The 23640-nt window shown below is 42.6% G+C and carries 22 protein-coding genes; 17 read left to right on the top strand and 5 right to left on the bottom strand.

Annotated elements, in window-relative coordinates:
- Positions 1 to 4 precede the first annotated feature (4 nt).
- Genes AB1K80_RS06665 through AB1K80_RS06640 form a run of 6 tightly spaced genes read left to right on the top strand, consistent with a single transcriptional unit; the run spans position 5 to position 6042 of the window.
- On the top strand, positions 5 to 1027 hold the full coding sequence (locus AB1K80_RS06665; protein WP_412855833.1) for a glycosyltransferase family 2 protein: 1023 nt from the start codon (positions 5 to 7) through the stop codon (positions 1025 to 1027).
- Between the two features lie 6 nt (positions 1028 to 1033).
- Complete coding sequence (locus AB1K80_RS06660; RefSeq protein WP_412855832.1) at positions 1034 to 2062, top strand: polysaccharide pyruvyl transferase family protein; 1029 nt, start codon at positions 1034 to 1036, stop codon at positions 2060 to 2062.
- Positions 2063 to 2090: 28 nt separating this feature from the next.
- Positions 2091 to 3620 carry an MATE family efflux transporter gene (locus tag AB1K80_RS06655; protein ID WP_412855907.1) on the top strand — a complete coding sequence of 510 codons (1530 nt, stop codon included), beginning with the start codon at positions 2091 to 2093 and terminating at the stop codon, positions 3618 to 3620.
- A 20-nt stretch (positions 3621 to 3640) separates the two neighbouring features.
- Positions 3641 to 4234 (top strand): sugar transferase, encoded by a 594-nt coding sequence (locus tag AB1K80_RS06650; RefSeq protein ID WP_412855831.1) that lies wholly within the window; start codon positions 3641 to 3643, stop codon positions 4232 to 4234.
- The gene (locus AB1K80_RS06645; RefSeq protein WP_412855830.1) at positions 4197 to 4889 is read left to right on the top strand and encodes an acetyltransferase; all 693 of its coding nucleotides are present in this window, start codon (positions 4197 to 4199) and stop codon (positions 4887 to 4889) included. The genes AB1K80_RS06650 and AB1K80_RS06645 overlap by 38 nt, the downstream gene beginning before the upstream one ends.
- On the top strand, positions 4882 to 6042 hold the full coding sequence (locus tag AB1K80_RS06640) for a DegT/DnrJ/EryC1/StrS family aminotransferase (RefSeq protein WP_412855829.1): 1161 nt from the start codon (positions 4882 to 4884) through the stop codon (positions 6040 to 6042). Before AB1K80_RS06645 ends, AB1K80_RS06640 begins: the two co-directional genes overlap by 8 nt.
- Positions 6043 to 6138: 96 nt before the next feature.
- On the opposite strand, the gene yvfG is transcribed toward AB1K80_RS06640, so the two are convergent.
- Positions 6139 to 6354 carry a protein YvfG gene (gene yvfG, locus AB1K80_RS06635; protein ID WP_412855828.1) on the bottom strand — a complete coding sequence of 72 codons (216 nt, stop codon included), beginning with the start codon at positions 6352 to 6354 and terminating at the stop codon, positions 6139 to 6141.
- 70 nt (positions 6355 to 6424) lie between these two features.
- Here yvfG and rpoN point away from each other — a divergent pair, with 70 nt between their 5' ends.
- Complete coding sequence (rpoN, locus tag AB1K80_RS06630) at positions 6425 to 7726, top strand: RNA polymerase factor sigma-54 (RefSeq protein ID WP_412855827.1); 1302 nt, start codon at positions 6425 to 6427, stop codon at positions 7724 to 7726.
- A gap of 146 nt (positions 7727 to 7872) precedes the next feature.
- Positions 7873 to 8610 (top strand): FadR/GntR family transcriptional regulator, encoded by a 738-nt coding sequence (locus AB1K80_RS06625; protein WP_412855826.1) that lies wholly within the window; start codon positions 7873 to 7875, stop codon positions 8608 to 8610.
- A 24-nt stretch (positions 8611 to 8634) separates the two neighbouring features.
- On the opposite strand, the gene AB1K80_RS06620 is transcribed toward AB1K80_RS06625, so the two are convergent.
- On the bottom strand, positions 8635 to 10068 hold the full coding sequence (locus tag AB1K80_RS06620) for a sigma-54 interaction domain-containing protein (RefSeq protein ID WP_412855825.1): 1434 nt from the start codon (positions 10066 to 10068) through the stop codon (positions 8635 to 8637).
- Between the two features lie 200 nt (positions 10069 to 10268).
- Here AB1K80_RS06620 and AB1K80_RS06615 point away from each other — a divergent pair, with 200 nt between their 5' ends.
- From AB1K80_RS06615 to eno, 8 genes are all read left to right on the top strand, one after another.
- Complete coding sequence (locus AB1K80_RS06615; protein WP_412855824.1) at positions 10269 to 11462, top strand: ornithine--oxo-acid transaminase; 1194 nt, start codon at positions 10269 to 10271, stop codon at positions 11460 to 11462.
- Between the two features lie 136 nt (positions 11463 to 11598).
- Complete coding sequence (locus tag AB1K80_RS06610; protein WP_412855906.1) at positions 11599 to 12984, top strand: amino acid permease; 1386 nt, start codon at positions 11599 to 11601, stop codon at positions 12982 to 12984.
- Between the two features lie 255 nt (positions 12985 to 13239).
- Positions 13240 to 14277: a sugar-binding transcriptional regulator gene (locus AB1K80_RS06605; RefSeq protein ID WP_412855823.1), complete on the top strand. Its 1038-nt coding sequence runs from the start codon at positions 13240 to 13242 to the stop codon at positions 14275 to 14277.
- A 33-nt stretch (positions 14278 to 14310) separates the two neighbouring features.
- Positions 14311 to 15318, top strand: a complete 1008-nt coding sequence (gap, locus tag AB1K80_RS06600; protein ID WP_412855822.1) for a type I glyceraldehyde-3-phosphate dehydrogenase — start codon at positions 14311 to 14313, stop codon at positions 15316 to 15318.
- 213 nt (positions 15319 to 15531) lie between these two features.
- Positions 15532 to 16716 carry a phosphoglycerate kinase gene (locus AB1K80_RS06595; RefSeq protein WP_412855821.1) on the top strand — a complete coding sequence of 395 codons (1185 nt, stop codon included), beginning with the start codon at positions 15532 to 15534 and terminating at the stop codon, positions 16714 to 16716.
- A gap of 29 nt (positions 16717 to 16745) precedes the next feature.
- Positions 16746 to 17507, top strand: a complete 762-nt coding sequence (gene tpiA, locus AB1K80_RS06590) for a triose-phosphate isomerase (protein ID WP_412855820.1) — start codon at positions 16746 to 16748, stop codon at positions 17505 to 17507.
- Positions 17500 to 19038: a 2,3-bisphosphoglycerate-independent phosphoglycerate mutase gene (gene gpmI / locus AB1K80_RS06585; RefSeq protein WP_412855819.1), complete on the top strand. Its 1539-nt coding sequence runs from the start codon at positions 17500 to 17502 to the stop codon at positions 19036 to 19038. The genes tpiA and gpmI overlap by 8 nt, the downstream gene beginning before the upstream one ends.
- Before the next feature lie 27 nt (positions 19039 to 19065).
- On the top strand, positions 19066 to 20358 hold the full coding sequence (gene eno, locus AB1K80_RS06580; RefSeq protein ID WP_412855818.1) for a phosphopyruvate hydratase: 1293 nt from the start codon (positions 19066 to 19068) through the stop codon (positions 20356 to 20358).
- 128 nt (positions 20359 to 20486) lie between these two features.
- Here eno and AB1K80_RS06575 read toward each other — a convergent pair whose 3' ends face one another.
- The 3 genes from AB1K80_RS06575 to AB1K80_RS06565 all read right to left on the bottom strand — a co-directional run bounded on the left by AB1K80_RS06575 (position 20487) and on the right by AB1K80_RS06565 (position 22214).
- Positions 20487 to 20951: a GNAT family N-acetyltransferase gene (locus AB1K80_RS06575; RefSeq protein ID WP_412855817.1), complete on the bottom strand. Its 465-nt coding sequence runs from the start codon at positions 20949 to 20951 to the stop codon at positions 20487 to 20489.
- Positions 20952 to 20966: 15 nt separating this feature from the next.
- Complete coding sequence (locus AB1K80_RS06570; RefSeq protein ID WP_412855816.1) at positions 20967 to 21434, bottom strand: hypothetical protein; 468 nt, start codon at positions 21432 to 21434, stop codon at positions 20967 to 20969.
- A gap of 243 nt (positions 21435 to 21677) precedes the next feature.
- Positions 21678 to 22214 carry a GbsR/MarR family transcriptional regulator gene (locus AB1K80_RS06565; protein WP_412855815.1) on the bottom strand — a complete coding sequence of 179 codons (537 nt, stop codon included), beginning with the start codon at positions 22212 to 22214 and terminating at the stop codon, positions 21678 to 21680.
- 268 nt (positions 22215 to 22482) lie between these two features.
- Here AB1K80_RS06565 and AB1K80_RS06560 point away from each other — a divergent pair, with 268 nt between their 5' ends.
- Positions 22483 to 23628 carry a betaine/proline/choline family ABC transporter ATP-binding protein gene (locus AB1K80_RS06560; RefSeq protein WP_412855814.1) on the top strand — a complete coding sequence of 382 codons (1146 nt, stop codon included), beginning with the start codon at positions 22483 to 22485 and terminating at the stop codon, positions 23626 to 23628.
- The last annotated feature ends 12 nt before the right edge of the window (positions 23629 to 23640 follow it).

The raw sequence follows: 23640 nt of genomic DNA, 5'->3' as shown, positions 1-23640 counted from the left end.
TGAAATGCCAGCAATTAGTCTATTGGTCGCAGTTTATAATACGAGCCAATATATAGAGCAGTGCCTTCAATCTATTGCAGAGCAAAGCTTTTCAGATATAGAAGTCATTCTCGTCAATGATGGATCAACGGATCATTCTGGTGAGCTGTTAGAAACATTTGCTGCGCGAGATGAACGCTTCCGGGTGATACATCAAGTCAACCAAGGGTTAGGGGCTGTGAGAAATCGGGGAATCGAAGAAGCAACGGGCACATATATCGCCTTTGTTGATTCAGATGATATGTTAGCACCAAACTACTGTGAAGCTTTATATCAAAAAGCCGAAATGACAGGGGCAGATCTTGTGATCAGTGAGTACTGGATTCAGTTCGAACAAGCTAGGCGTACACTTGCCACGGATCTCTTGTTACATCAATCCGCCCATCATACTAGTTTAATAGAAGCGTTATTACATGGGGAGTTAACAGGGTTCTCATGGAATAAGCTGTATCGGCGTGCTTTTATGGAGGAACACGGCATTCGTTTTCCCTTGCGAGGTGAGCTTGAGAATATTGAAGATCAGTATGTGACGATGCGATGTTTTTATTTATCAGATGTAATTGCCTTTGTACATGAGCCTCTTTATTATTACCGGGTTCATCTGACATCGATTGTACAGCGATATCAAAAGGATTATTTTCAACATGGATTAACGTTTTATCGTGCACAGCGATTGTTTTTGAAGTCGTATGATGATCTTGCGCCATATGAGAAGACGCTGAACTTTTTTATCGTCAATCATACGCTTCATTGCATGCTCAATGAATGGAAAAGCCAAAACGCACTCTCTTTCCGGCAGAAGCTTGAACACATTCGGACAATGGTGACACATGAGGCGTTTCAGCAGGCGATCAAGCACGTTGAGTTATCAAAGCTCACCATGCAAAAGCGAATGATTTTGTTTCTAGCAAGATATCAAATGATTTATCCACTTTCTGCCGCAGCTTCAAGCTATCAGAAATGGATCGAATACCAAACTAGGAAATAAGGGGTGATGACATTGACATTGCAGCAATTGAAGGCACATGTAGCAGAGTGGCTTCTGTTAAAGGTGAAATATCCGCTAGAGTATAGGATGAGCCGGCACACGCTTCCAGTGCGAAGCGATCAAAAGAAAATCATTCTGACGTTGCTACCGGCGCATGATAATTTGGGAGATCATGCGATTGCCTACGCCAGCTATCGTTTTTTAAAAGAACATTTTCCTTCTTACGACATCATTGAAGTGGATATGAGAGAGATGTATCATCTTGCCCGCCCATTAAAACGTGCACGCCATCCAGAAGATATCGTCTGTATCATTGGGGGAGGCAATATGGGTGATTTATACCGGTATGAAGAATGGACGAGACAATTTATCATGAAAACCTTCCAGTCGTATCCCATGATTCAGCTGCCCGCTACTGCCCATTTTACCGCAACAAAAAAGGGGAAAAGGGAAGAACGCCGCGCCATTCAAACGTATGCCAATCATCCTCGTCTTCTACTAATGGCAAGAGATCAAACGACATATGAATGGATGAAGCGCCATTTTCCTGAAAAAGATGTGTGGAAACAGCCTGATATGGTGTTAACGTTAGATGAAACACATGAGGAGCAAAAGCGAGAAGGGATTTTGCTTTGCTTGCGGGAAGATAAGGAAGCTTTTCTCACCCCAACACAGCGCCAGACATTACAGCAACAGTTAGAAGAGACATATGACAAAGTAGGTCTGATGACCACAACGATTGGTAAACGTGTGGATCGAACGACTCGCTTAGACGAACTCACGTCTTTGTGGAATCAGTTAAGACAAGCGGAAGTCGTGGTGACGGATCGATTACATGGCATGATTTTTTGCGCGATTACAAAGACACCGTGCGTTGTACTAAGATCCTTTGACCATAAGGTGATGGAAGGATATGAGTGGGTCTCACATCTTCCGTTTTTAACACTATTAAAAGAACCGGATGAGGCAACTGTGAAAAGTGCTATTACGCATCATATTAAGACAAGTGTTCGAAAAGGAGAGGAAGCGGGATGATAGCATTCAACCGCTGTGTTCGACCACAATGAACCGTGCGTTCTTTTACAATATTAGCGCGAACTTGATCACGTTTGTCCTCATGATGCTCATGTCTGTTTGTTTAACACCTTACATTGTGCATACCCTTGGAGTGGAAGCATTTGGCTTAATTCATCTGACACAAAACATGATCAATTATTTATCGGTCATTACAGCATCATTAAGCGCCGTCGTCGTGCGTTTTTTTTCTGTGGTGGCTCATAAAGGTGAGATGGAGAAGGCACAGAGCTATCTCGCTTCTTATTTTGTCAGTGCCGTTTTATTATCTATTAGTCTATTTCTCGCGTGCCTCTTCATGTCTAGGCAGCTGGTCGATTGGTTGCATGTGCCTCTTCATCTGACACACGATACACAGATCGCCTTTATATTAGGGGGTCTTTTATTTATGCTCAATTTTGTCATGTCAGGGATTGGTGCTGCTCCTTTTTATGCGAATAAATTATATTTATCTAGTGCTGGACAGGCGATTCAGATGTTTTGCAGGGCGCTCAGTATCGTGCTTCTGTTTACTTTCGCCACACCAACGATTTGGCATATTCCTTTGGCAGCCGTGATTGGCACGATCGCGGCTATGGGGTTTGCCCTCTATTATTTTAAGAAACTAATTCCTTGGTTTTCATTTAAATGGCGGTACGTCTCTTTCTCTTCTAGTCTCACTCTAGTGAAATCTGGGGTATGGCATTCATTTGAGCAAATGGGCGTTTTGTTGTTTTTACAAATTGATTTATTGATGACCAACTTATTGATTGGTGCCGAAGCCACTGGTCAATACGCCGCCATTTTACAATTTCCATTATTATTGCGAACGCTCGCAGGCACACTCGCTGTTGTATTTGCGCCAACCATCACCAAGTTTTACTCGGATCAGGATGAAGAAGGACTTGTACAATATGCCGCCAAAGCCATCAAGTGGAGCGGCTTATTTGTTGCGTTTCCAGCCGCTCTTCTCGGTGGTCTTGCTGGACCGCTCATGCAATTATGGCTTGGCCCAGCATATGAGGAGTTCAAGTGGCTTTTGATGATTCATGCCGGTTATTTATGTGTAACATTAATGTTTTTACCGCTGACATATGTGCCGACAGCTTTTAACCGATTTAAAGTCCCAGCAGTTGTAACGCTTGTATTAGGCGGTACGAATGTGCTATTTGCTTATGGCTTAACCGATACATTCCATCTCGGTTTATACGGCATTGCATGTGCGGGAGCCTTCGTTTTATTGATGAAAAATGTCGTGTTTCTCCCATTTTATACGTCCAAGATCACCAAACAGAAAGCATCGGTCTTTTACAAAAAGACACTTGTTCCCTTAATTGGCGCTTCGTTGATTTGGGGGATATGTGCTGGAATTCAGTTGGTGTATCAAGTGACTTCGTGGTGGGAGCTACTTTGTATTGGCGGTCTATGCTTCATCATTTATATGGGTTACTTGTATCAATTTGCAGGAACAAAACAAGAGCGGTTGCAGCTCATGCGTAAGGTGAAACAAGCCACAGTTGAACGAGCTGTCTCCCGCTAGAGTGAAAAGGAGATTCAATCATGAAAAGAACGATAGATGTGATCGTGGCACTCATTTTCCTCATCGCAGGCAGTTTTCTTTTTCTTCTCATCTATGGATTGATTAAGTGGAAAATCGGTTCCCCTGTCTTGTTTCGGCAGGAAAGACCTGGTCTTTACGGACGACCGTTTAGGCTCTATAAATTTCGCACGATGACAGATGCACGGGATGTAAATGGCGAACTGCTTCCAGATCACCTCCGGTTAACCAAAACAGGTGCATTCATTCGCAAGCTTAGTCTGGATGAATTGCCGCAGCTCATCAACGTACTCAAGGGGGAGATCAGTCTCGTTGGTCCAAGACCACTTTTGATGGAGTATCTCCCTATGTATACAGAGGAGCAAGCGAGACGACACCTTGTGAAGCCGGGCATCACAGGATGGGCACAGGTGAATGGGAGGAACACCCTTACTTGGGAAGAGAAGTTTGCCTATGACATTTGGTATGTTGAGAACCAATCCTTTTGGCTGGACATGAAAATATTATGGATGACCATCTCGAAAGTGATGAAAACAGAGGGGGTGCAGCAGCCGCATCATGCTACAGCAGAAAAATTTAAAGGAACCGATACGTAATCAACAAGCCATTGTGATCATTGGTGCAGGTGGACATAGCAAAGTCATTCAAGACCTTATTTTTGTGCATCCAGATTACACGCTATATGCCATATTAGACGACCGGTTTGAAGCAGAGACTACACAGAAAGGGATTCTCTATGGACCCATTTCAATGGCTGAGAAGCTAAGAGAATCAATGCCTGATGCAAAGTGGGTGATTGCCATCGGACAGAACAAGACAAGGCTGCAGGTTGAAGAACGCCTGTCATTATCTAAAAAAAAGTATGTCAAGCTCATTCATCCAACAGCGATCATCAGTCCTTCAGCCAAGATTGACTTCGGGAGTGTTGTGATGGCAAAGGCTGTTGTTCAAGCCGATGCAGTGATTGGCGCACATGTGATTATCAACACAGGGTCTATCGTGGAGCATGACTGCTTTCTGGCACCCTTCGCTCACCTATCCCCTGGCGCTGTATTGACCGGCGGCGTATCTATACACGAAGGTGCACATGTCGGTGCAAGTGCTGTTGTGATCCCTGGAAAATCCATTGGGAAGTGGAGTGTCATCGGTGCAGGAGCGGCAGTGATCACTGATATACAAGCGCAGAAGACCGCAGTAGGGGTACCTGCGATTGACATAACAGATCAAAAAGAGGTGGAAAATGATGACTGAAAGAAAACGGATCTACTTATCTCCCCCTCATATGAGCGGACAGGAAAGATTGAAAGTAGAAGAAGCCTTCCAAAGCAATTGGATTGCGCCACTAGGTCCACTCGTCAACGAGTTTGAGCAAGTTGTAGCAGATTATGCAGGAGTAAAGGCAGGGGCGGCTTTGTCTTCTGGAACAGCTGCCATCCATCTTGCGTTAAAACTAATAGGGATTCAAAAAGGGGATGTCGTGTTTTGTTCGACGTTGACCTTTGTTGCGAGTGCAAATCCGATTTTATATGAACAAGCGATGCCTGTTTTTATTGATTCTGAAAAGGAGACATGGAATATGTGCCCCATCGCTTTGGAAAAAGCCTTTGTTGAAGCGAAACGGATGGGGAAAAGACCTCGCGCTGTCATTGTCGTTCATTTATATGGACAAAGTGCCAAAATGGATGACATCGTTGCACTTTGTGAGGCTTACGATGTCCCAATCATTGAAGATGCAGCAGAATCCTTAGGTTCTACTTATAAAGGACGACAAAGCGGCTCAATTGGCAGATTTGGGGTTTATTCTTTTAATGGAAATAAAATCATTACAACGTCAGGGGGCGGCATGTTGGTGAGTGACGATGAGGACGCCATTGAACGATGCCGATTTCTCGCGTCACAAGCAAGAGAGCCCGCCATGCACTATATGCATCAAGAGGTAGGGCATAATTATCGGATGAGCAACTTATTGGCAGGAATCGGAATTGCCCAAATGAATGTATTAGATGAACGGGTTGAACAGAAGCGGCGGATTTTTGAGCGATACAAGGACGCTTTATCAGAGATAGAGGGCGTTCGTCTTATGCCGGAATATCCAGAAACCAAATCCAACCGCTGGCTGACGACGATCACTATCGACCGTGCTACACATGTTCATCCTGTGGACATCATTCATGCGTTAGAAAAGGAACAGATTGAAGCAAGGCGTGTATGGAAACCACTACATCAGCAGCCGCTCTTTCGCGAATGTCCATTTTATACTGCAAAGGAAGATGAACCTGAATCAGAATGGTTATTTCAAACAGGACTTTGTCTTCCTTCGGGGACTGGCATGACGGAGTTAGAACAAGAACGTGTCATTGACAGTCTTCATCAATACCTACGAAACAAACACTTCATCACATGATAAGCTGCTTCTTATGAGCAGCTTCATCGCAAGCTCTTTTCCATTTGATTGTTAAACACAAAAAACCCCCTTTGACAAAGGGGGTGTCTTTTTCATTCATCCATTTTCCTTTTTCACCTTTTGATAGGCTTCGTCAAGGTGCTGAATACGTTTTAATACGACAGCATTCTTGGTCAGTTGATCCTGAACAAGAGTGGACACGACTGAGCGATAATATGCATTCATCGCATGAAGTTTGTCCTCATCTTGGTTCATGGCGATATGCTGTTTCAAGTTGTCTACAAAGTATGGAACAGAAAAAAGTTCAGACACGGAAATCACTCCTATTTCATATATACGGTCCGTCAATCTTCATGTAAAATGATGAGAGGGAGGGGAGACAATGAGCCTTCAATTGCACCAAGAGCAGGTATTAAAGCATGTGCTCACACAAGACCTCAGGCAAGCCATTACACTGCTACAATTAAATCGAGCAGAGCTAGGTGAGTATATTGATCAATTATCGCTTGAGAACCCTCTGATTGAGCGGAAAGACACGGACAGCTATCAACCAGTTTATCATAAAAGAGCACAAGATCGAATGACAGAGCCGTTTACGACGCATCAAAAAGAAAGCTTGCCAATGTATTTAAAAAGACAGGCGCTTGACTTGAAGTTATGTGAGAAGAATAAAAGAATCTTTCAATTTATGATACATTCGATTGATTCAAATGGTTATTTACATGAATCGGTTGATGAGATTGCTACTGTATTAGATGTTTCGACAGAAAAAGTAGAGGCTGTTCTACATCAGCTTCAATCCCTAGAGCCTGCTGGTATCGGGGCAAGATCATTGCAAGAGTGTATCCTTCTTCAACTTAGGAGAAAACAGCAGCGCTGGGAGGAAGCAGAGCTCATCATTGAAGAGCATTTCTCTCTTTTTGCAAGGAAGGCTTGGAAGGAGATTGCGACAAAAACAGGCGTTTCTATGAAAACATTGCAAGCCATACAAGATGAAGTTGCTCTATTAGAACCAAGACCTGGTCTTGATTTCTCTTGTGAAGAACAGCATGTGTATATAGAGCCTGATGTATTTATTACAGTTGAACGGGATCAAATTGCTTTTGAGCTGAATCCACGTGCTTTTCCTGACATTGAGATGAATGAAGGCTACTTTGCTATGATCCAAGAGTCAAAACGGCATGAAGCATATGCGTATTTAAAGGAAAAAGAGCAACAGTACAATTGGCTTGTTCAAGCGTTGAAGCAGAGAAAACAAACAATGTCACACGTCGTACGTGAAATTATCCTACATCAAACTGATTTTTTCCTCACAGGGAAGCATAAAATGAAACCGCTTACTATGAAGTATATCGCAGATACATTACAAGTGCATGAGTCGACAGTCAGCCGGACAGTGAAAGGGAAAATGGTGCAAACCCCGTACGGTTTGATGGAAATGAAACAATTTTTCCAAGCGAAACTAGAAGGTCATTCATTGGAGGAGGCTTCCAGCTACACCGTCAAGACACACATAGCAGAGCTCATCCGAACGGAAAACAAGAAAAAACCGTACTCTGATCAACAATTGATGACCCTTCTTCAGCAAACCTTTGGCATCCGCGTCTCACGAAGAACCATTGCAAAATACCGAGAACAAATGAACCTTCCGTCATCAACGATGCGGAAGCGCTATGATGAATAAAAGCACATGCCCGATTCATGGCATGTGCTTCTTTTTTAATGAGAGAACGACTGGAAGGCTTATGAAAGAGCGCCATCGAATCATATCAGGTTATGTATAATAGAAAATATGAGCCGATATATACAACAGTGATGAGGTGAGACCAAATGAAATATCAACAAATTAAACCAAAAAAAATATACGAAGAAGTAACGGATGCACTAGTCGAATCCATTCGGTCGGGAGATCTCCTGCCAGGAGAAAAACTAGATTCGGTTCAAACGCTCTCTGAAAGTTTTCAAGTGAGCCGATCTGCCGTAAGAGAGGCATTATCTGCTTTGAAAGCAATCGGATTAATAGAGATGAAACAAGGAGAAGGGACATATGTCAAACAGTTCAATCCTGATCAACTTACATTCAGTTTCTCTCAAGCAATTTTAATGTCACAACGCAATGTCTTACAGCTTCATGATGTCAGATCCATCATTGAAATAGGTGTCGTCAAAAAGGCAGCATTACATCGAACAGAAGATGACCTATATCAACTGTCTCATGCACTCGAACAAATGAAACGAGCCGAAATTAACCAAGAAGTTGGTGAGGAGACAGATCTAGCGTTTCATCTTGCTTTAGCAACTGCCTCTCAAAATGAAATTTTAGTGTCATTAGTCAATCAAATCTCTATGCTGCTTGTCGAAACGTTGCGTGAAAATAGAAAAGAGAAGATATTCTCTCAGCAGTCCATCGTTCAGCAGCTGTACATAGAGCACGAACAAATTTATCAAGCAGTTATGACGAAACAGCCAGAGGAAGCGGAAAAAGCCATGATCATCCATTTGGAGCATGTGCAAAGACTGTTAAGTGATGTTCTGCAAGAACCGATCGAACCGTCACATAGGACATAAGCTGTGCCGAATGAGGACACAGCTCTATTTGTGTTTGGGGATATGTAACTTTCTCATTCGATATTGCAGACTCTGTCTGCTCATACCCAATACCTTGGCTGTCTGTGAAATATTATGGTCCATTTGGGTTAAATGATGTTCGATGTATTGTCGTTCAAATTGTTCGATGACAGCTTGGAAGTCCGTCGTCTGTTCTGGACTTGTGTAAACAAAGGTATCAGCCTCTCTCTTTTGTTGAAAGGCTTTTGCCGCACTTTGTGAAACAGTCGCAATTTCCCCCTGTTTGAAGCGGAAATGATAGGGAAGATGGTGCAAGCTTAAGTACTCCTCGTCCATCATCATATTCATGCCAGCCTCAATCACATGCTCTAGCTCTCTTACATTGCCTGGCCAATGATAAGCTTGAAAAAGAGCAAATACTTCCTCGTCCGCCCCTTTGACATTCATATGAAACAGTTCATTATATTTTTGGATGAAATGCGCCACAAATGTAGGGATGTCTTCTTTTCGTTCCACAAGTGGCGGAATAAATAAGGTGACAATCCCTAAGCGATAGAACAAATCCTTCCTCATCCGTCCGCCTGCGATCGCATCAACAGGGTCTTCATTCATGTTGGCGATCACTCTGACATCAATGGCGATCTCTTTCGTACTGCCTAGCCGCCTTACACATTTTTCCTGTAATACACGTAAAAGCTTGGCTTGAAGTGCAGGCGTTAACGAATTGATCTCATCTAACAGGAGTGTCCCTCCCTGTGCTTGTTCGAAAAGACCAGGCTGATCAGTTGCCCCGGTAAAAGCGCCTCTTTGCGTCCCAAATAGTAGACTTTCAATCAAGTTATCTGGCAAGGCAGCGCAATTCTGTGTAATAAATGGTCCAGATGAACGGCTGCTGCCATGATGAATGCTTTGAGCGAACAATTCTTTGCCTGTTCCTGTTTCGCCGACGATGAGCACATAGGAGGAAGTACGAGTCGCTCGTTTCGCATGCTCAATCACTTCTAAAAAAGCAGGACTTTCCCCAATAATTGAATCGAACGTAAAGCGTGTGCTCCCTTTCTTCTTCAAATTGTGATGAATGAGGCGCTCTAACTTCGTCACATCATTCGAAATTTCAACTGCTCCCTGAATGTGCCCCTCACGAACAAGTGGATACGTATGATTAATGGTTGTGATTTCTTTGCCGTTGTAATTATGATACGTCTGCTTTGCATGTACGGTTTGCTTGCCTGTTCGTAGTGCTTGAACAAGCGTGCTGTGCATCTCATCCTGAAACACAAAGAAGTCCAATACATTTTTATGAAGCACATCAGAGCGCTTTAATGATTCAATCTCCATCATTTTCTTATTGTAAACAATGGTGTTGCCATTCTCATCAATAGCATGGACACCGACATCGATTAAATCAAGCATTTGTTTATATAGATCAATCTCGTTTTCTTGATGATCTTTTTTCATGAACACCACCCCCATCTATCTTCATTTTACATGAAAAATTTTGCGGTTTCTTTCAAAAAAATTTGCATATGCAAATATATTTTGCACCAACAATGTCATGAAACCTTGTCATGAAGCGATTAGAAAGTTGGCACAATTCTTGCATACATATGGGGGGAGATGACATCAATTGAAAGAAGCTTAAAAGGGGGATATCAGTGATGATAAAAACGAATGATTTGATTCAACAAACAGAGCAATTTGGTGCTGCAAACTATCATCCGCTACCGATTGTGATTTCAGAGGCGGAGGGAGTTTGGGTGACTGATCCAGAAGGCAATCGATACATGGATATGTTGAGTGCGTATTCGGCTGTCAACCAAGGGCATCGTCATCCACGTATTATCCAGGCATTAAAAAAACAGGCAGATCGTGTCACGCTGACATCGAGGGCCTTTCACAATGATCAGCTTGGCCCTTGGTATGAAAAAATTTGTACCCTCACAAACAAGGACATGGCATTGCCGATGAATACAGGAGCAGAAGCGGTGGAGACTGCGATCAAAGCGGCAAGACGTTGGGGATATGATGTGAAGGGAATCGAAGAGAATCGTGCTGAAATCGTGGCTTGTGTTGGGAACTTTCATGGACGCACGATGACGGCTGTTTCACTTTCTTCCGAAGCAGAATATCAAAGAGGCTTTGGGCCAATGCTGCCTGGGATTAAACTTGTGCCTTATGGTGATATTCATGCATTGCGTGAAGCGATAACCCCTCAAACAGCGGCTTTCCTGATTGAACCGATACAAGGAGAAGCTGGCATTGTGATACCGCCTGAGGGCTTTTTGAAAGAAGCGAAGACGCTCTGTGGACAGGAGAATGTTTTGTTCATTGCAGATGAGATCCAAGTCGGGTTAGCGCGTACAGGTAAAATGTTTGCCTGTGACTGGGAAGAGGTTGAGCCAGATATGCTGATTCTTGGTAAGGCGTTAGGCGGGGGAGTATTCCCAATCTCATGTGTGGTGGCGAATCGTGATATTTTAGGCGTATTTAATCCTGGCTCGCATGGCTCTACCTTTGGTGGAAATCCGCTTGCTTGTGCGGTATCCATTGCCGCTCTAGATGTCTTATTGGATGAGAAGCTTGCAGAACGGTCACTTGAGCTCGGTCAATATATGAAAGACAAATTGTCACGCATTCAAAGTCCTGTTATCAAGGAAGTACGCGGGCGAGGTCTATTCATCGGGATGGAGCTGACGGAATCCGCTAGACCATATTGCGAAAAGCTCAAGCAAGCAGGACTTTTATGTAAAGAAACACATGAGACAGTCATTCGCTTCGCACCGCCTCTTACCATTTCAAAAGATGACTTAGATTGGGCGATCAGTCATATTGAGACGCTATTTCAAGCATAAATGCTAATGGGAGAAGATGATATTCTCCCTTTTTCATTCAGAACTAGGCGGAATTTGTCAAAGGGTGCTCCGATAGAAGAGGGAAAGTGGGGAAGCAAAGTTGAAGAATCAACAGCATAACGAACTTGAACGTTCTATGAAAAGTAGACATCTATTCATGATTGCCCTTGGTGGCGTCATCGGAACAGGTCTTTTCCTCGGGTCCGGTCTCATTATTCATCAAGCTGGTCCAGGGGGAGCGATTTTATCTTTTATCATTGGTGGATTATTGATGTATTTGGTGATGCTTTGTCTCGGTGAACTAGCTGTTGCGATGCCGACAGCAGGTTCATTTCAAGAGTATGCGACCAAATATATCGGGCCTGCCACAGGCTTTATGATTGGTTGGCTCTACTGGTTTAGCTGGGCGTGTACCATTGGGTTAGAATTTACATCTGCTGGTATCTTACTACAAAGGTGGTTCCCTGATTTTCCTGTGTGGCTTTGGTGTCTTGCCTTTAGTATCATCTTATTTTCGATTAATGCTATATCAGCACGGAGCTTTGCTGAAACAGAGTTCTGGTTTTCTGCCATTAAGGTTGGCGCCATTTTGCTATTCATTATCATTGGAATTGGCGCAATTTTCGGAATCATCCACTTGAAAGATGGGGAACCAGCCCCTTTCTTTTATCATTTGACAGAGCATGGCGGTCTGTTCCCTAATGGCCTTTTTGCGATTTTATTTACCATGGTGACGGTCAATTTCTCCTTTCAAGGAACAGAGCTTGTCGGCATCGCAGCAGGTGAAAGTGAAAGTCCCGAAAAAACATTACCTCGTTCCATTCGGAACATTATTTGGAGAACGATGGTCTTTTTTGTATTATCTATTGCGATTCTTTCAGCACTTCTCCCGTGGCAAACAGCAGGTGCCATTGATAGTCCGTTTGTTGTTGTCTTGGACAAGGTCGGTATCCCATACGCTGCCGACATCATGAATTTTATTATCATCACAGCTGTGTTATCTGTGGCAAACTCAGGGTTATATGCCTCATCACGGATGCTGTGGGCACTGTCGAAGGATGGAAAAGGGCCTGCCTTTGCAAAAAAATTGTCCAAGCGTAAAATCCCTATTCATGCGCTATTGATGACAATGGCTGTATCTGCATTATCTTTGCTGACGAGTGTTGTTGCCCCAAAAACAGTTTATGTCTGGTTGATCTCAATCTCAGGTATGGTTCTAGTCGTTGTATGGATGTCCATTTGTCTATCTCAATTTTTCTTTAGAAGACACTTCACAAAAGCTGGTGGTGATGTGAAAGAACTCGTCTTTCGTACACCGTTATATCCATTTGTCCCATTAGCAGGGTTTATCGCTTTTGGCGTGATCCTCATCAGTTTATTCTTTATTGAGGATCAGCGGATCGGGCTATATTGCGGGATTCCACTCATGATCATCTGCTATATCATCTATTTTATGAAAGTGAAACCGAAGGAAGTAGCTAAGTCACTAGCTCATAAAGAAGAGAAGGTCACAAACACATAAGAAGGCTGTGCACCACAGCCTTCATTTTGTCATAAAATAAAAGTGATAAGGACTAGAAGCTTGAAGGCATGCAGGCTCATGATGCAAAATGTGTCTATTTTTTGTCTAAGTAGGTTTTGTAAGAGTTGAAAATGCAAGTTGATCCTGTTAAAATAATTAAAGAAAGCAGAGGTTGATTTTTTTTGGCTGTGGCGGGACGTTTTTTGTCACAGTGGGACATTTTTTGTCCAACGTGAAAAGAAAGGATCGTTAGCCATGAATCATTTATTGGAAGCTCAAAAAAAATTATTACCAGATCTCCTCACAGTTATGCAAAAACGCTACGACATTTTACAATACATCCGGTTAGCTGAACCGATCGGTCGCAGAAGCCTTGCGACGAGTCTTGGTCTCAGTGAACGCATCTTAAGAGCAGAAGTTCAATTTTTAAAAGAACAGAATTTGCTGGATGTCAAAACGAGCGGTATGCTGCTGACAAGTGAAGGTCATGCTTTACTAGAAACACTAGAAGGAATGATGAAAGACGTTTTAGGTTTAACCTTTTTGGAAAATACATTAAAAAGAGAGTTAGGCCTAGAAGAAGTGATCGTTGTTTCTGGTGACAGTGACGAATCCCCTTGGGTCAAGCAAGAAATGGGAAGAGCTGCTGTGCTATGTATGAAAAGAAGATTTACTGGAAATAATATCGTCGCCGTCACTGGCGGAACGACAATGGAAGCCGTTGCCGAAATGATGACCCCTGATACCAAAAATCGTGACATCATGTTTGTCCCGGCTAGAGGTGGTCTTGGGGAAAATGTAAAAAACCAGGCAAACACCATTTGTGCCCACATGGCTGAAAAAGCTTCCGGTACTTACAAATTGTTATTTGTTCCAGGACAGCTATCTGAAGGTGCTTACTCTTCCATTATTGAAGAGCCGTCTGTCAAAGAAGTGCTTCAAACGATTAAATCGTCTACGATGCTTATTCATGGGATCGGGGAAGCAAAAACGATGGCAATGAGACGAAACACACCAACTGAAGATTTAAAAAAGATTGATGACCATGACGCAGTGACTGAAGCCTTTGGCTATTACTTTAATCGTGATGGTGAGGTTGTACACAAAGTTCACTCCGTTGGCATGCAACTAGATGATTTAGAAAGCATTCCAAACATCATTGCTGTTGCAGGTGGATCATCAAAGGCTGGCGCAATTGAAGCTTATTTCAAAAAACCCCGCCGAACGGTTCTTGTCACAGATGAAGGAGCCGCAAAAGAGTTATTAAGGGAGTCAATTGATCCCTCAATATAAAAAATTCTGTTACCTATAAAAGGAGGAAACATCATGGCAGTAAAAGTCGGTATTAACGGATTTGGACGTATTGGACGTAACGTATTTCGTGCAGCATTAAACAATCCTGAAGTTGAGGTAGTAGCAGTTAACGACCTAACAGACGCTAACATGCTTGCACACCTTTTACAATATGACTCTGTTCACGGAAAACTAGATGCAGAGGTTTCTGTAGATGGTACAAACTTAGTCGTGAATGGCAAAACAATTGAAGTTTCAGCTGAGCGTGACCCTGCAAAACTTAGCTGGGGTAAACAAGGCGTAGAAATCGTTGTTGAATCTACTGGATTCTTCACAAAACGTGCAGACGCTGCAAAACACTTAGAAGCTGGCGCTAAAAAAGTCATCATCTCTGCTCCTGCTAACGAAGAAGATATCACAATCGTTATGGGTGTTAACGAAGACAAATATGATGCAGCACAACATGATGTCATCTCAAATGCATCTTGTACAACAAACTGCCTAGCTCCATTCGCAAAAGTACTTAACGATAAATTTGGTATCAAACGCGGTATGATGACAACTGTTCACTCATACACAAATGACCAACAAATTCTTGACCTTCCGCATAAAGACTACCGTCGTGCTCGTGCAGCTGCGGAAAACATCATTCCAACATCTACAGGTGCTGCAAAAGCAGTTTCACTTGTATTGCCTGAACTAAAAGGCAAATTAAACGGTGGTGCAATGCGTGTTCCAACACCTAACGTTTCTTTAGTTGACCTTGTTGCTGAATTAAACAAAGACGTAACAGCTGAAGATGTAAACGCAGCACTTAAAGAAGCAGCTGAAGGAGATCTTAAAGGTATCCTTGGTTACAGCGAAGAGCCATTAGTGTCTGGTGACTACAATGGTAATGCGAACTCTTCTACAATTGATGCTCTTTCTACAATGGTTATGGAAGGCAGCATGGTGAAAGTAATCTCTTGGTACGATAACGAGAGTGGCTATTCTCACCGCGTAGTAGACCTAGCAGCTTACATCGCAAAAAAAGGTCTTTAATTTCTCACAATGAAGGAACTCACTTGGTTCTTTCATAGAGACACGATATAATGAAGGCGGACAAGGGAAGGGGAAGAATCCCTTTCCCTTTTTCTCTATCTTTATCTGTTCTGCACGATTTTCCGTTTTGATGAGGGCGAAATGGGAAAAGGATAAAGAGAGACATGTCCAAATGGTAAGGAAACCAGAATAAAGGAGGATCTCCTGACGAGCATGAATAAGAAATCAGTAAAAGACATTGATGTAAAAGGTAAAGTTGTGTTTTGCCGCGTCGATTTTAACGTACCAATGAATGACGGAGAAATCACAGACGATACTCGTATCCGCGCTGCACTTCCAACAATTGAGTATTTAACAGGACAAGGCGCAAAGGTACTACTCGCTAGTCATATGGGTCGTCCGAAGGGTCAAGTTACTGAAGAATTGCGTCTGACACCTGTAGCTAAACGCCTGCAAGAGCTTCTTGGACAAGAAGTGAAAAAAGCAGATGAGGCATACGGCGATGACGTGAAAAAGCAAATCTCTGACTTAAAAGAAGGAGACGTGCTAGTGCTTGAGAACGTTCGTTTCTATCCAGGTGAAGAAAAGAACGATCCTGAACTATCAAAAGCGTTTGCTGATTTAGCGGATGTGTATGTGAATGATGCGTTTGGTGCTGCACACCGTGCACATGCATCAACAGCTGGCATCGCAGCACACATTCCGGCTGTTGCAGGCTTCCTCATGGAAAAAGAGCTTGAGGTTTTAGGGAAGGCAATTTTAAACCCTGATCGCCCATTTACAGCGATTATCGGTGGCGCAAAAGTAAAGGATAAAATTGGTGTCATCGAAAGTCTTCTTGATAAAGTGGACAATCTCATCATCGGTGGTGGGCTTGCTTATACATTTGTAAAAGCACTTGGCCATGAAGTAGGGAAATCCTTACTAGAAGAAGACAAAGTAGAACTTGCCAAATCCTTTATGGACCGTGCAAAAGAAAAAGGCGTGAACTTCCTCATTCCGAAAGATGTTCTGGTAGCCGACGACTTTTCAAATGATGCAAACACAAGCATTGTGCCAATCTCTGAAATCCCAAGTGATCTAGAAGCACTTGATATCGGAACAGAGACAGCAAACATGTATGCTGAAGTCATCAAAGACAGCAAACTTGTTGTCTGGAACGGACCAATGGGCGTATTTGAAATCGATGCATTTGCAAAAGGAACAAAAGCAATCGCAGAAGCACTGGCAGAAGCAAAAGATACATATTCTGTCATTGGTGGTGGAGATTCAGCAGCAGCTGTGGAGAAATTTGGTCTTGCCGATCAGATGAGCCATATTTCAACTGGCGGCGGTGCTTCACTTGAATTCATGGAAGGCAAAGAACTTCCAGGTGTTACTGCATTAAACGATAAATAAGAAAAAACTGCTATAAGGAAGTGTCAATCATGAGAAAACCAATTATAGCTGGAAACTGGAAGATGAACAAAACAATTGGCGAAGCGGTTAGCTTTGTTGAAGAAGTGAAGTCATCTATCCCATCTCCTGACAAAGTAGAAGCTGTAGTCTGTGCACCAGCTCTTTTCCTTGAAAAGCTAAACAGCCTTTCAAACGGAACAGACCTAAAAATTGGCGCACAAAATATGCACTTCGAAGATAACGGTGCGTTCACTGGTGAAATTAGCCCTGCTGCTTTAAAAGATCTTGGCATCGGCTATTCAGTCATTGGACATTCAGAGCGCCGCGAATTCTTCGCTGAAACAGATGAAACAGTGAACAAAAAAGCGCATGCAGCCTTTCATCATGGCATCGTGCCACTTATTTGTGTAGGTGAAACGCTTGAAGAGCGTGAAGCTGGCAAAACAAATGACCTTGTCGCTGATCAAGTGAAGAAAGCACTAGCTGGCTTAACGAAGCAGCAAGTTGCAGCATCTGTCATTGCTTATGAGCCAATCTGGGCAATCGGAACAGGTAAATCATCTACAGCAAAAGATGCAAACGACGTGTGTGCACATATTCGCCAAACGGTCGCGAAAGAATTTGGTCAAGAAGCGGCAGACAGCCTTCGCATTCAATATGGCGGAAGCGTGAAACCGGCGAATATTAAAGAATATATGGCAGAATCCGATATTGACGGTGCTTTGGTAGGCGGCGCAAGCTTAGAACCTCAGTCTTTCGTTCAATTATTGGAGGAAGGTCAATATGAGTAAGAAACCAGCTGCATTAATCATCTTAGACGGGTTCGGTTTAAGAGGTGAAACAGTCGGTAACGCTGTGGCACAAGCTAAGAAACCGAACTTCGACCGCTACTGGAACGAATTCCCTCATCAAACCTTAACAGCTTCAGGTGAAGCAGTTGGCCTTCCAGAAGGTCAAATGGGGAACTCTGAAGTGGGGCATTTGAACATCGGTGCAGGACGCATTGTGTATCAAAGCTTAACAAGAGTGAATGTTGCCATTCGCGATGGGGAATTTGAGAAAAATGAAACGTTCCTAGAGGCAATGAAATATGCGAAAGCGCATGACAAAGGACTTCATTTATTTGGTCTATTGTCAGATGGTGGCGTACACAGTCACATCCAACATCTATTTGCGTTGCTGAAGCTAGCGAAAAAAGAAGGCTTAACAAAAGTATACATTCATGGCTTCTTAGACGGACGTGACGTTGGTCAGAAGACCGCAAAAGTATACTTAAAACAGCTTGAAGAACAAATCAAAGACATTGGTGTCGGTGAAATCGCAACACTTTCTGGACGCTATTACTCCATGGACCGTGACAAACGCTGGGATCGTGTAGAAAAAGCGTACCGCGCTATGGCGTACGGTGAAGGCCCAAGTTATCAAAACATCTATGATGTGGTAGATGACTCTTATGAAAATGGCATCTATGATGAATTCGTCATTCCATCTGTCATCACAAGAGAAAATGGTGAGCCAGTTGCGAAAGTAAGCGATGAAGATTCTGTGATTTTCTATAATTTCCGACCAGACCGTGCAATCCAAATTTCAAACACATTCACAAACGAAGATTTCCGCTCATTTGACCGCGGAGAAGCACATCCGAAGAATTTACACTTCGTCTGCTTTACACACTTCAGTGAAACGGTTGATGGCTATGTTGCCTTCAAACCAGTGAATTTGGATAACACAGTGGGAGAAGTCATTTCTCAAAATGGATTGAAACAGCTGCGGATTGCTGAAACAGAGAAATATCCTCATGTCACTTTCTTTATGAGTGGTGGACGTGAAGAAGAATTTCCTGGCGAAGACCGCATTCTCATCAATTCACCAGATGTAGCGACCTATGATCTCAAACCAGAAATGAGTGCATATGAAGTAAGGGATGCACTTGTTGCAGACATCAATGCGGATAAGCATGATGCCATTATTCTGAACTTTGCTAACCCAGACATGGTTGGTCATTCAGGTATGCTAGAACCAACAATTAAAGCCATTGAAGCAGTAGATGAGTGCTTAGGAGACGTTGTCGACGCGATCCTAGCAAAAGGCGGACATGCCATCATCACGGCAGACCACGGAAACGCAGACGTGCTGATTACCGAAGAAGGAAAGCCGCATACTGCACATACGACAAACCCTGTTCCAGTGATCGTGACGAAAAAAGATGCGACCCTTAGAGAAGGCGGTATCTTAGCAGATCTATCTCCAACGCTTCTAGACTTACTTGGTCTTGAAAAGCCTCAAGAGATGACAGGAACAACATTAATTCAAAAATCATAAAACTGACTCAAAAGGAGAGAAATTTAAATGCCATACATTGTTGACGTATATGCACGCGAAGTATTAGACTCTCGCGGTAACCCAACAGTTGAAGTAGAGGTTTATACAGAATCTGGCGGTTTTGGTCGCGCATTAGTTCCAAGTGGAGCTTCTACTGGTGAATACGAAGCAGTAGAACTACGTGACGGAGACAAAGACCGTTATCTTGGAAAAGGTGTTCTAACAGCTGTAAACAACGTAAATGAAATCATTGCACCAGAGCTTTTAGGCTTTGATGTGACAGAACAAGTAGCGATTGACAAGATGTTAATCGAACTTGACGGAACAGAAAACAAAGGGAAATTAGGAGCAAACGCAATCCTTGGCGTATCGATCGCTGTAGCACGTGCAGCTGCTGATTTCTTACAAATTCCACTTTACCAATACCTTGGTGGATTCAACTCCAAAACGCTTCCAGTACCAATGATGAACATCGTCAATGGTGGAGAGCATGCGGATAACAACGTAGACATTCAAGAATTCATGATTATGCCTGTAGGTGCGCCAACTTTCCGTGAAGCGCTTCGTATGGGTACACAAATCTTCCATAGCCTAAAATCTGTTTTAAGTGCAAAAGGCTTAAACACAGCTGTAGGTGACGAAGGTGGATTCGCGCCAAACCTTGGTTCTAACGAAGAAGCACTTCAAACAATCGTTGAAGCGATTGAAAAAGCTGGCTTCAAACCAGGTGAAGAAGTGAAACTTGCAATGGATGCAGCATCTTCTGAGTTCTATAACAAAGAAGACGGTAAATATCATTTATCAGGCGAAGGTGTTGTGAAAACATCTGCTGAAATGGTTGACTGGTATGCGGATATGGTTGCTAAATACCCAATCATCTCAATCGAAGACGGTCTTGATGAAAACGACTGGGAAGGTCACAAACTATTAACTGAGCGCCTTGGCAGCAAGGTTCAGCTAGTAGGAGACGACTTATTCGTCACAAACACGAAAAAGCTTTCTGAAGGAATCAAAAATGGTGTTGGTAACTCAATCCTAATCAAAGTGAACCAAATCGGTACATTAACTGAAACATTTGATGCGATCGAAATGGCAAAACGCGCAGGATACACAGCAGTGATCTCTCACCGTTCTGGTGAAACAGAAGACAGCACAATCGCTGACATCGCAGTTGCAACAAACGCTGGACAAATCAAAACAGGTGCTCCGTCTCGTACGGACCGTGTGGCGAAATACAACCAATTACTTCGCATCGAAGATCAATTGGCTGAAACAGCACAATACCACGGTATTGAAACTTTCTACAACTTGAATAAGTAACATAAATAGGCACTGTGACTCACTCTTTTCATAGAGTAGTCACAGTGCTTTTTTGTTTGTCCAGTGATTTGAACGCTGCTATGAGAGATGGAGCGCAGGCAACATAAAAAAGCAGGCTGAACAAGAAGTCAGTCTGCTTTGAGAACGAGCGAAAGCCGCACCATATCAATACACTGAATACCGTTTTCAAAGATGGGCTCTTCGTAATGTTTAAGGAAGAAATCATGATCAATGGATGCGAGGCGGAAGCCACATTTTTGATAAAGAGCCAGCTGGTGGAGACTAGAGTTCCCTGTACCGATCTCAATCGTATGTGCACCAGCCTTTTTTGCTTCGGAAATGGCATGAAGGATCAATTGCTTTCCAATTCCCTTCCCTTGCCATGTCTCCTTCACAGCGACATTCATAATCTCTACTGTACGCTTGGATAGAGATGACAGCACGTAGGTGCCGATTATGTCTATTCCGTGAATGGCGGTATAACATGAGCCGGACTTCACATAGGACAGCACCTTTTCTTTTGAAGGATCAGCTAATAATAAGAGATCCAAAGGCACTGCCTGATGACGGGACAAAGGCTGAATCTTGATCAAGTTGCGTCATCCTCTCTATTCTTTGATATAACCTTGTTTTATGCCCCAGTCATATTGATCTTGTACCCATTGAGAAGGAGGATTGTGAGTCACATTCGGGTCTTTTTTGACTTTTGGTGTTTTCGTTGTTTGTGAAGGTGACTGCTTGTTGGCTTGAGCGTTTGCTTTTGCTGTAGTCAGCTCACTTTCAAGCTGCTGGACCTTTAGTTCGAGTGCTTTCCGTTGCTTAACCTCTTTATCATATGCCTTCTTATTTTTCTTTAACTTTTTTGTTGCGGCAGATAGCTTCTTTTTTTGATCCTCGAACTCCTGTTTCATATCCGTTTTTTCTGTCGTTAGTTGCACCAGTTGTTCATCTTTTATTTTCGCTTTCTCGTGGTGTTTTTCCTCTGCTGCGGCAAATGTCTGCTGCTGCCAAATGATCCAGCCAGCTGCGCCTAAAAAGGCTACAGAGAGTAAGATGATGGTGATTGTTTTCTTCATCGTTTATTCCCCTTTCTCTAAACCTCTTTTAACATCGGTCAAACCAACTAGTATTTAACATGAAAAGGGGATTTTGGATAGGGAATTTGCCATTTGTGGCATCTGATATGTTTCGATATGCGGAAAATAGGGAAAACAATGATGAATGTCGTGATGCGGTGGTTTGTGCGGTGTAAAAGCGCAAATAGTAAGTGAATATAAAAAAGCTGTTTTTCTACAATCATGTAAAAAAAACAGCTTTATTTAAGGTTTTGGCACATGCTTAAACACTTCTTCACTTTCGAAGAATTCAATTAAGCGGCTAATCCAATCATAATAATCAAGACTGTCCTTAATTTCTGTCAGAAGGAGGTTGATTTTATCCTCTGTCTCTTCTGTTAAGTCGTCCTGTTCGAGCAGCTCATGCAATTCCTTACATGTTTTTTTATGTGCTTTGCGATTTTTGCTGACAACTCGTGACCAATTTGCTGCAAACAACGAAATAAATGTCTGGTATTGATCTTGCTCGACATCATACAGGTCTTTTCGTATGCCTTTTTCATAAACCTTTTCTGCGATATTTAAATCGAGCATTTCCCGAACGACTTGACTCATTCTCGTTTTGCTCATGCCGGTCTCCTCTGATAGCTCTTCAAGCGTCATTGGTTTGCGGTTTATATGAATGATACCAAGCACCCTACCCACTGTAGAAGAAAGACCAAAGGCATTCATATTCTCGGCAGCTTTTTCAATATAATGATCCTGTGCTTTTTGAATGGCACCTAACGCTTGCTTGTCCACTCCTGGCTTCATCCCTTCGTGACTGACAATTTTGTAACACAATATATCATATACCTGTTTGTTTATGAAAACAATAAATATTGAGTATTTGCTAGTAATTTAGAGGAATAAGGAGAGATCATTAAATAACAAGCTGTTAACTGAAAATTTTAAATAAATGTTATACAATATAAACATATCGTAAACTTTTTATTTTATAAAGTTTGCCCTATAATTAATAAGGTGAAAATTTTCTGAAAATATACCCGACTAATTGGAGGTGTCTCAGTTGCTGAAACTAGAAAATGTATCTAAGACGTATAAAGGTGGAAAGAAAGCCGTCAAAAATATTGATTTAGAAATAGCAAAAGGAGAATTTATTTGTTTTATTGGACCGAGTGGCTGTGGTAAGACAACGACCATGAAAATGATTAATCGACTGATCGAACCTTCCTCAGGCAACATATTCATCGAGGGAGAAAACATTATGACAAAAGATCCGGTCCAATTAAGAAGAGAAATCGGTTATGTCATTCAGCAAATTGGACTTTTCCCTCATATGACCATCGCACAAAATATTTCACTTGTCCCGAAGCTATTAAAATGGCCATTAGAAAAACGAGAAGAACGGGCAAGAGAATTACTCAAGCTCGTCGATATGGGCCCAGAATATTTAGATCGTTACCCGCATGAACTAAGTGGAGGACAACAGCAACGAATTGGTGTTCTTCGCGCACTTGCAGCAGAACCCCCTTTGATCCTCATGGATGAACCATTTGGAGCACTTGATCCAATTACACGTGATTCATTGCAAGAAGAATTTAAGAAGCTACAAAAGACGTTAAATAAAACGATTGTGTTCGTCACACATGATATGGATGAAGCGATTAAACTAGCCGATCGTATTGTGATTTTAAAAGATGGAGAAATCGTTCAAGTAGGGACGCCAGAAGAAATCTTGCGAAATCCTGTCAATGAATTCGTAGAAGAATTTATCGGGAAAGAACGCCTGCTGCAATCAAACCCGAATATGGAACGTGTAGAACAAATGATGAACACATCCCCAGTCACCATTACCGTTGAAAAAACACTGACTGATGCGATTTACATCATGAGAGAAAAGCGCGTAGATTCCTTACTCGTTGTCGATGAAAATCAGGTGCTCAAAGGCTACATCGACATTGAAACGATTGATGCAAACCGTAGAAAAGCAGCCTTTGTTGGCGAGATGCTAAATACAGAGTTTTATACTGTACAAGAAGGTTCCCTCCTAAGAGATACAATTCGAAAAATATTAAAACAAGGCATTAAATATGTACCGGTTGTGGATGCACAAGGACATTTAAAAGGCATCGTCACACGTGCAAGTCTTGTTGATGTGGTGTACGACTCTATTTGGGGAGAAGATACACAGGCTGTCACTGAAGTAAACTAAGGAGGTGTCCAA

Origin of the sequence: Bacillus sp. 179-C3.3 HS (assembly GCF_047229225.1) — a bacterium.
In the GTDB taxonomy this organism is placed as follows: Bacteria; Bacillota; Bacilli; order Bacillales; family Bacillaceae; genus Bacillus.
This window is presented reverse-complemented; position numbering and strand designations above follow the sequence as displayed.

Excerpts from the sequence above, each read along its gene's own strand:
- eno (WP_412855818.1), top strand. The coding sequence starts at position 19,066 with ATGCCATACATTGTTGACGTATATGCACGCGAAGTATTAGACTCTCGC.
- AB1K80_RS06615 (WP_412855824.1), top strand. The coding sequence starts at position 10,269 with ATGATAAAAACGAATGATTTGATTCAACAAACAGAGCAATTTGGTGCT.
- tpiA (WP_412855820.1), top strand. The coding sequence starts at position 16,746 with ATGAGAAAACCAATTATAGCTGGAAACTGGAAGATGAACAAAACAATT.
- AB1K80_RS06640 (WP_412855829.1), top strand. The coding sequence starts at position 4,882 with ATGACTGAAAGAAAACGGATCTACTTATCTCCCCCTCATATGAGCGGA.
- AB1K80_RS06595 (WP_412855821.1), top strand. The coding sequence starts at position 15,532 with ATGAATAAGAAATCAGTAAAAGACATTGATGTAAAAGGTAAAGTTGTG.
- AB1K80_RS06645 (WP_412855830.1), top strand. The coding sequence starts at position 4,197 with ATGCTACAGCAGAAAAATTTAAAGGAACCGATACGTAATCAACAAGCC.
- AB1K80_RS06660 (WP_412855832.1), top strand. The coding sequence starts at position 1,034 with ATGACATTGACATTGCAGCAATTGAAGGCACATGTAGCAGAGTGGCTT.
- AB1K80_RS06610 (WP_412855906.1), top strand. The coding sequence starts at position 11,599 with ATGAAAAGTAGACATCTATTCATGATTGCCCTTGGTGGCGTCATCGGA.
- rpoN (WP_412855827.1), top strand. The coding sequence starts at position 6,425 with ATGAGCCTTCAATTGCACCAAGAGCAGGTATTAAAGCATGTGCTCACA.
- AB1K80_RS06625 (WP_412855826.1), top strand. The coding sequence starts at position 7,873 with ATGAAATATCAACAAATTAAACCAAAAAAAATATACGAAGAAGTAACG.
- AB1K80_RS06620 (WP_412855825.1), bottom strand. The coding sequence starts at position 10,068 with ATGAAAAAAGATCATCAAGAAAACGAGATTGATCTATATAAACAAATG.
- AB1K80_RS06655 (WP_412855907.1), top strand. The coding sequence starts at position 2,091 with ATGAACCGTGCGTTCTTTTACAATATTAGCGCGAACTTGATCACGTTT.
- AB1K80_RS06570 (WP_412855816.1), bottom strand. The coding sequence starts at position 21,434 with ATGAAGAAAACAATCACCATCATCTTACTCTCTGTAGCCTTTTTAGGC.
- AB1K80_RS06665 (WP_412855833.1), top strand. The coding sequence starts at position 5 with ATGCCAGCAATTAGTCTATTGGTCGCAGTTTATAATACGAGCCAATAT.
- gpmI (WP_412855819.1), top strand. The coding sequence starts at position 17,500 with ATGAGTAAGAAACCAGCTGCATTAATCATCTTAGACGGGTTCGGTTTA.
- AB1K80_RS06605 (WP_412855823.1), top strand. The coding sequence starts at position 13,240 with ATGAATCATTTATTGGAAGCTCAAAAAAAATTATTACCAGATCTCCTC.
- gap (WP_412855822.1), top strand. The coding sequence starts at position 14,311 with ATGGCAGTAAAAGTCGGTATTAACGGATTTGGACGTATTGGACGTAAC.
- AB1K80_RS06650 (WP_412855831.1), top strand. The coding sequence starts at position 3,641 with ATGAAAAGAACGATAGATGTGATCGTGGCACTCATTTTCCTCATCGCA.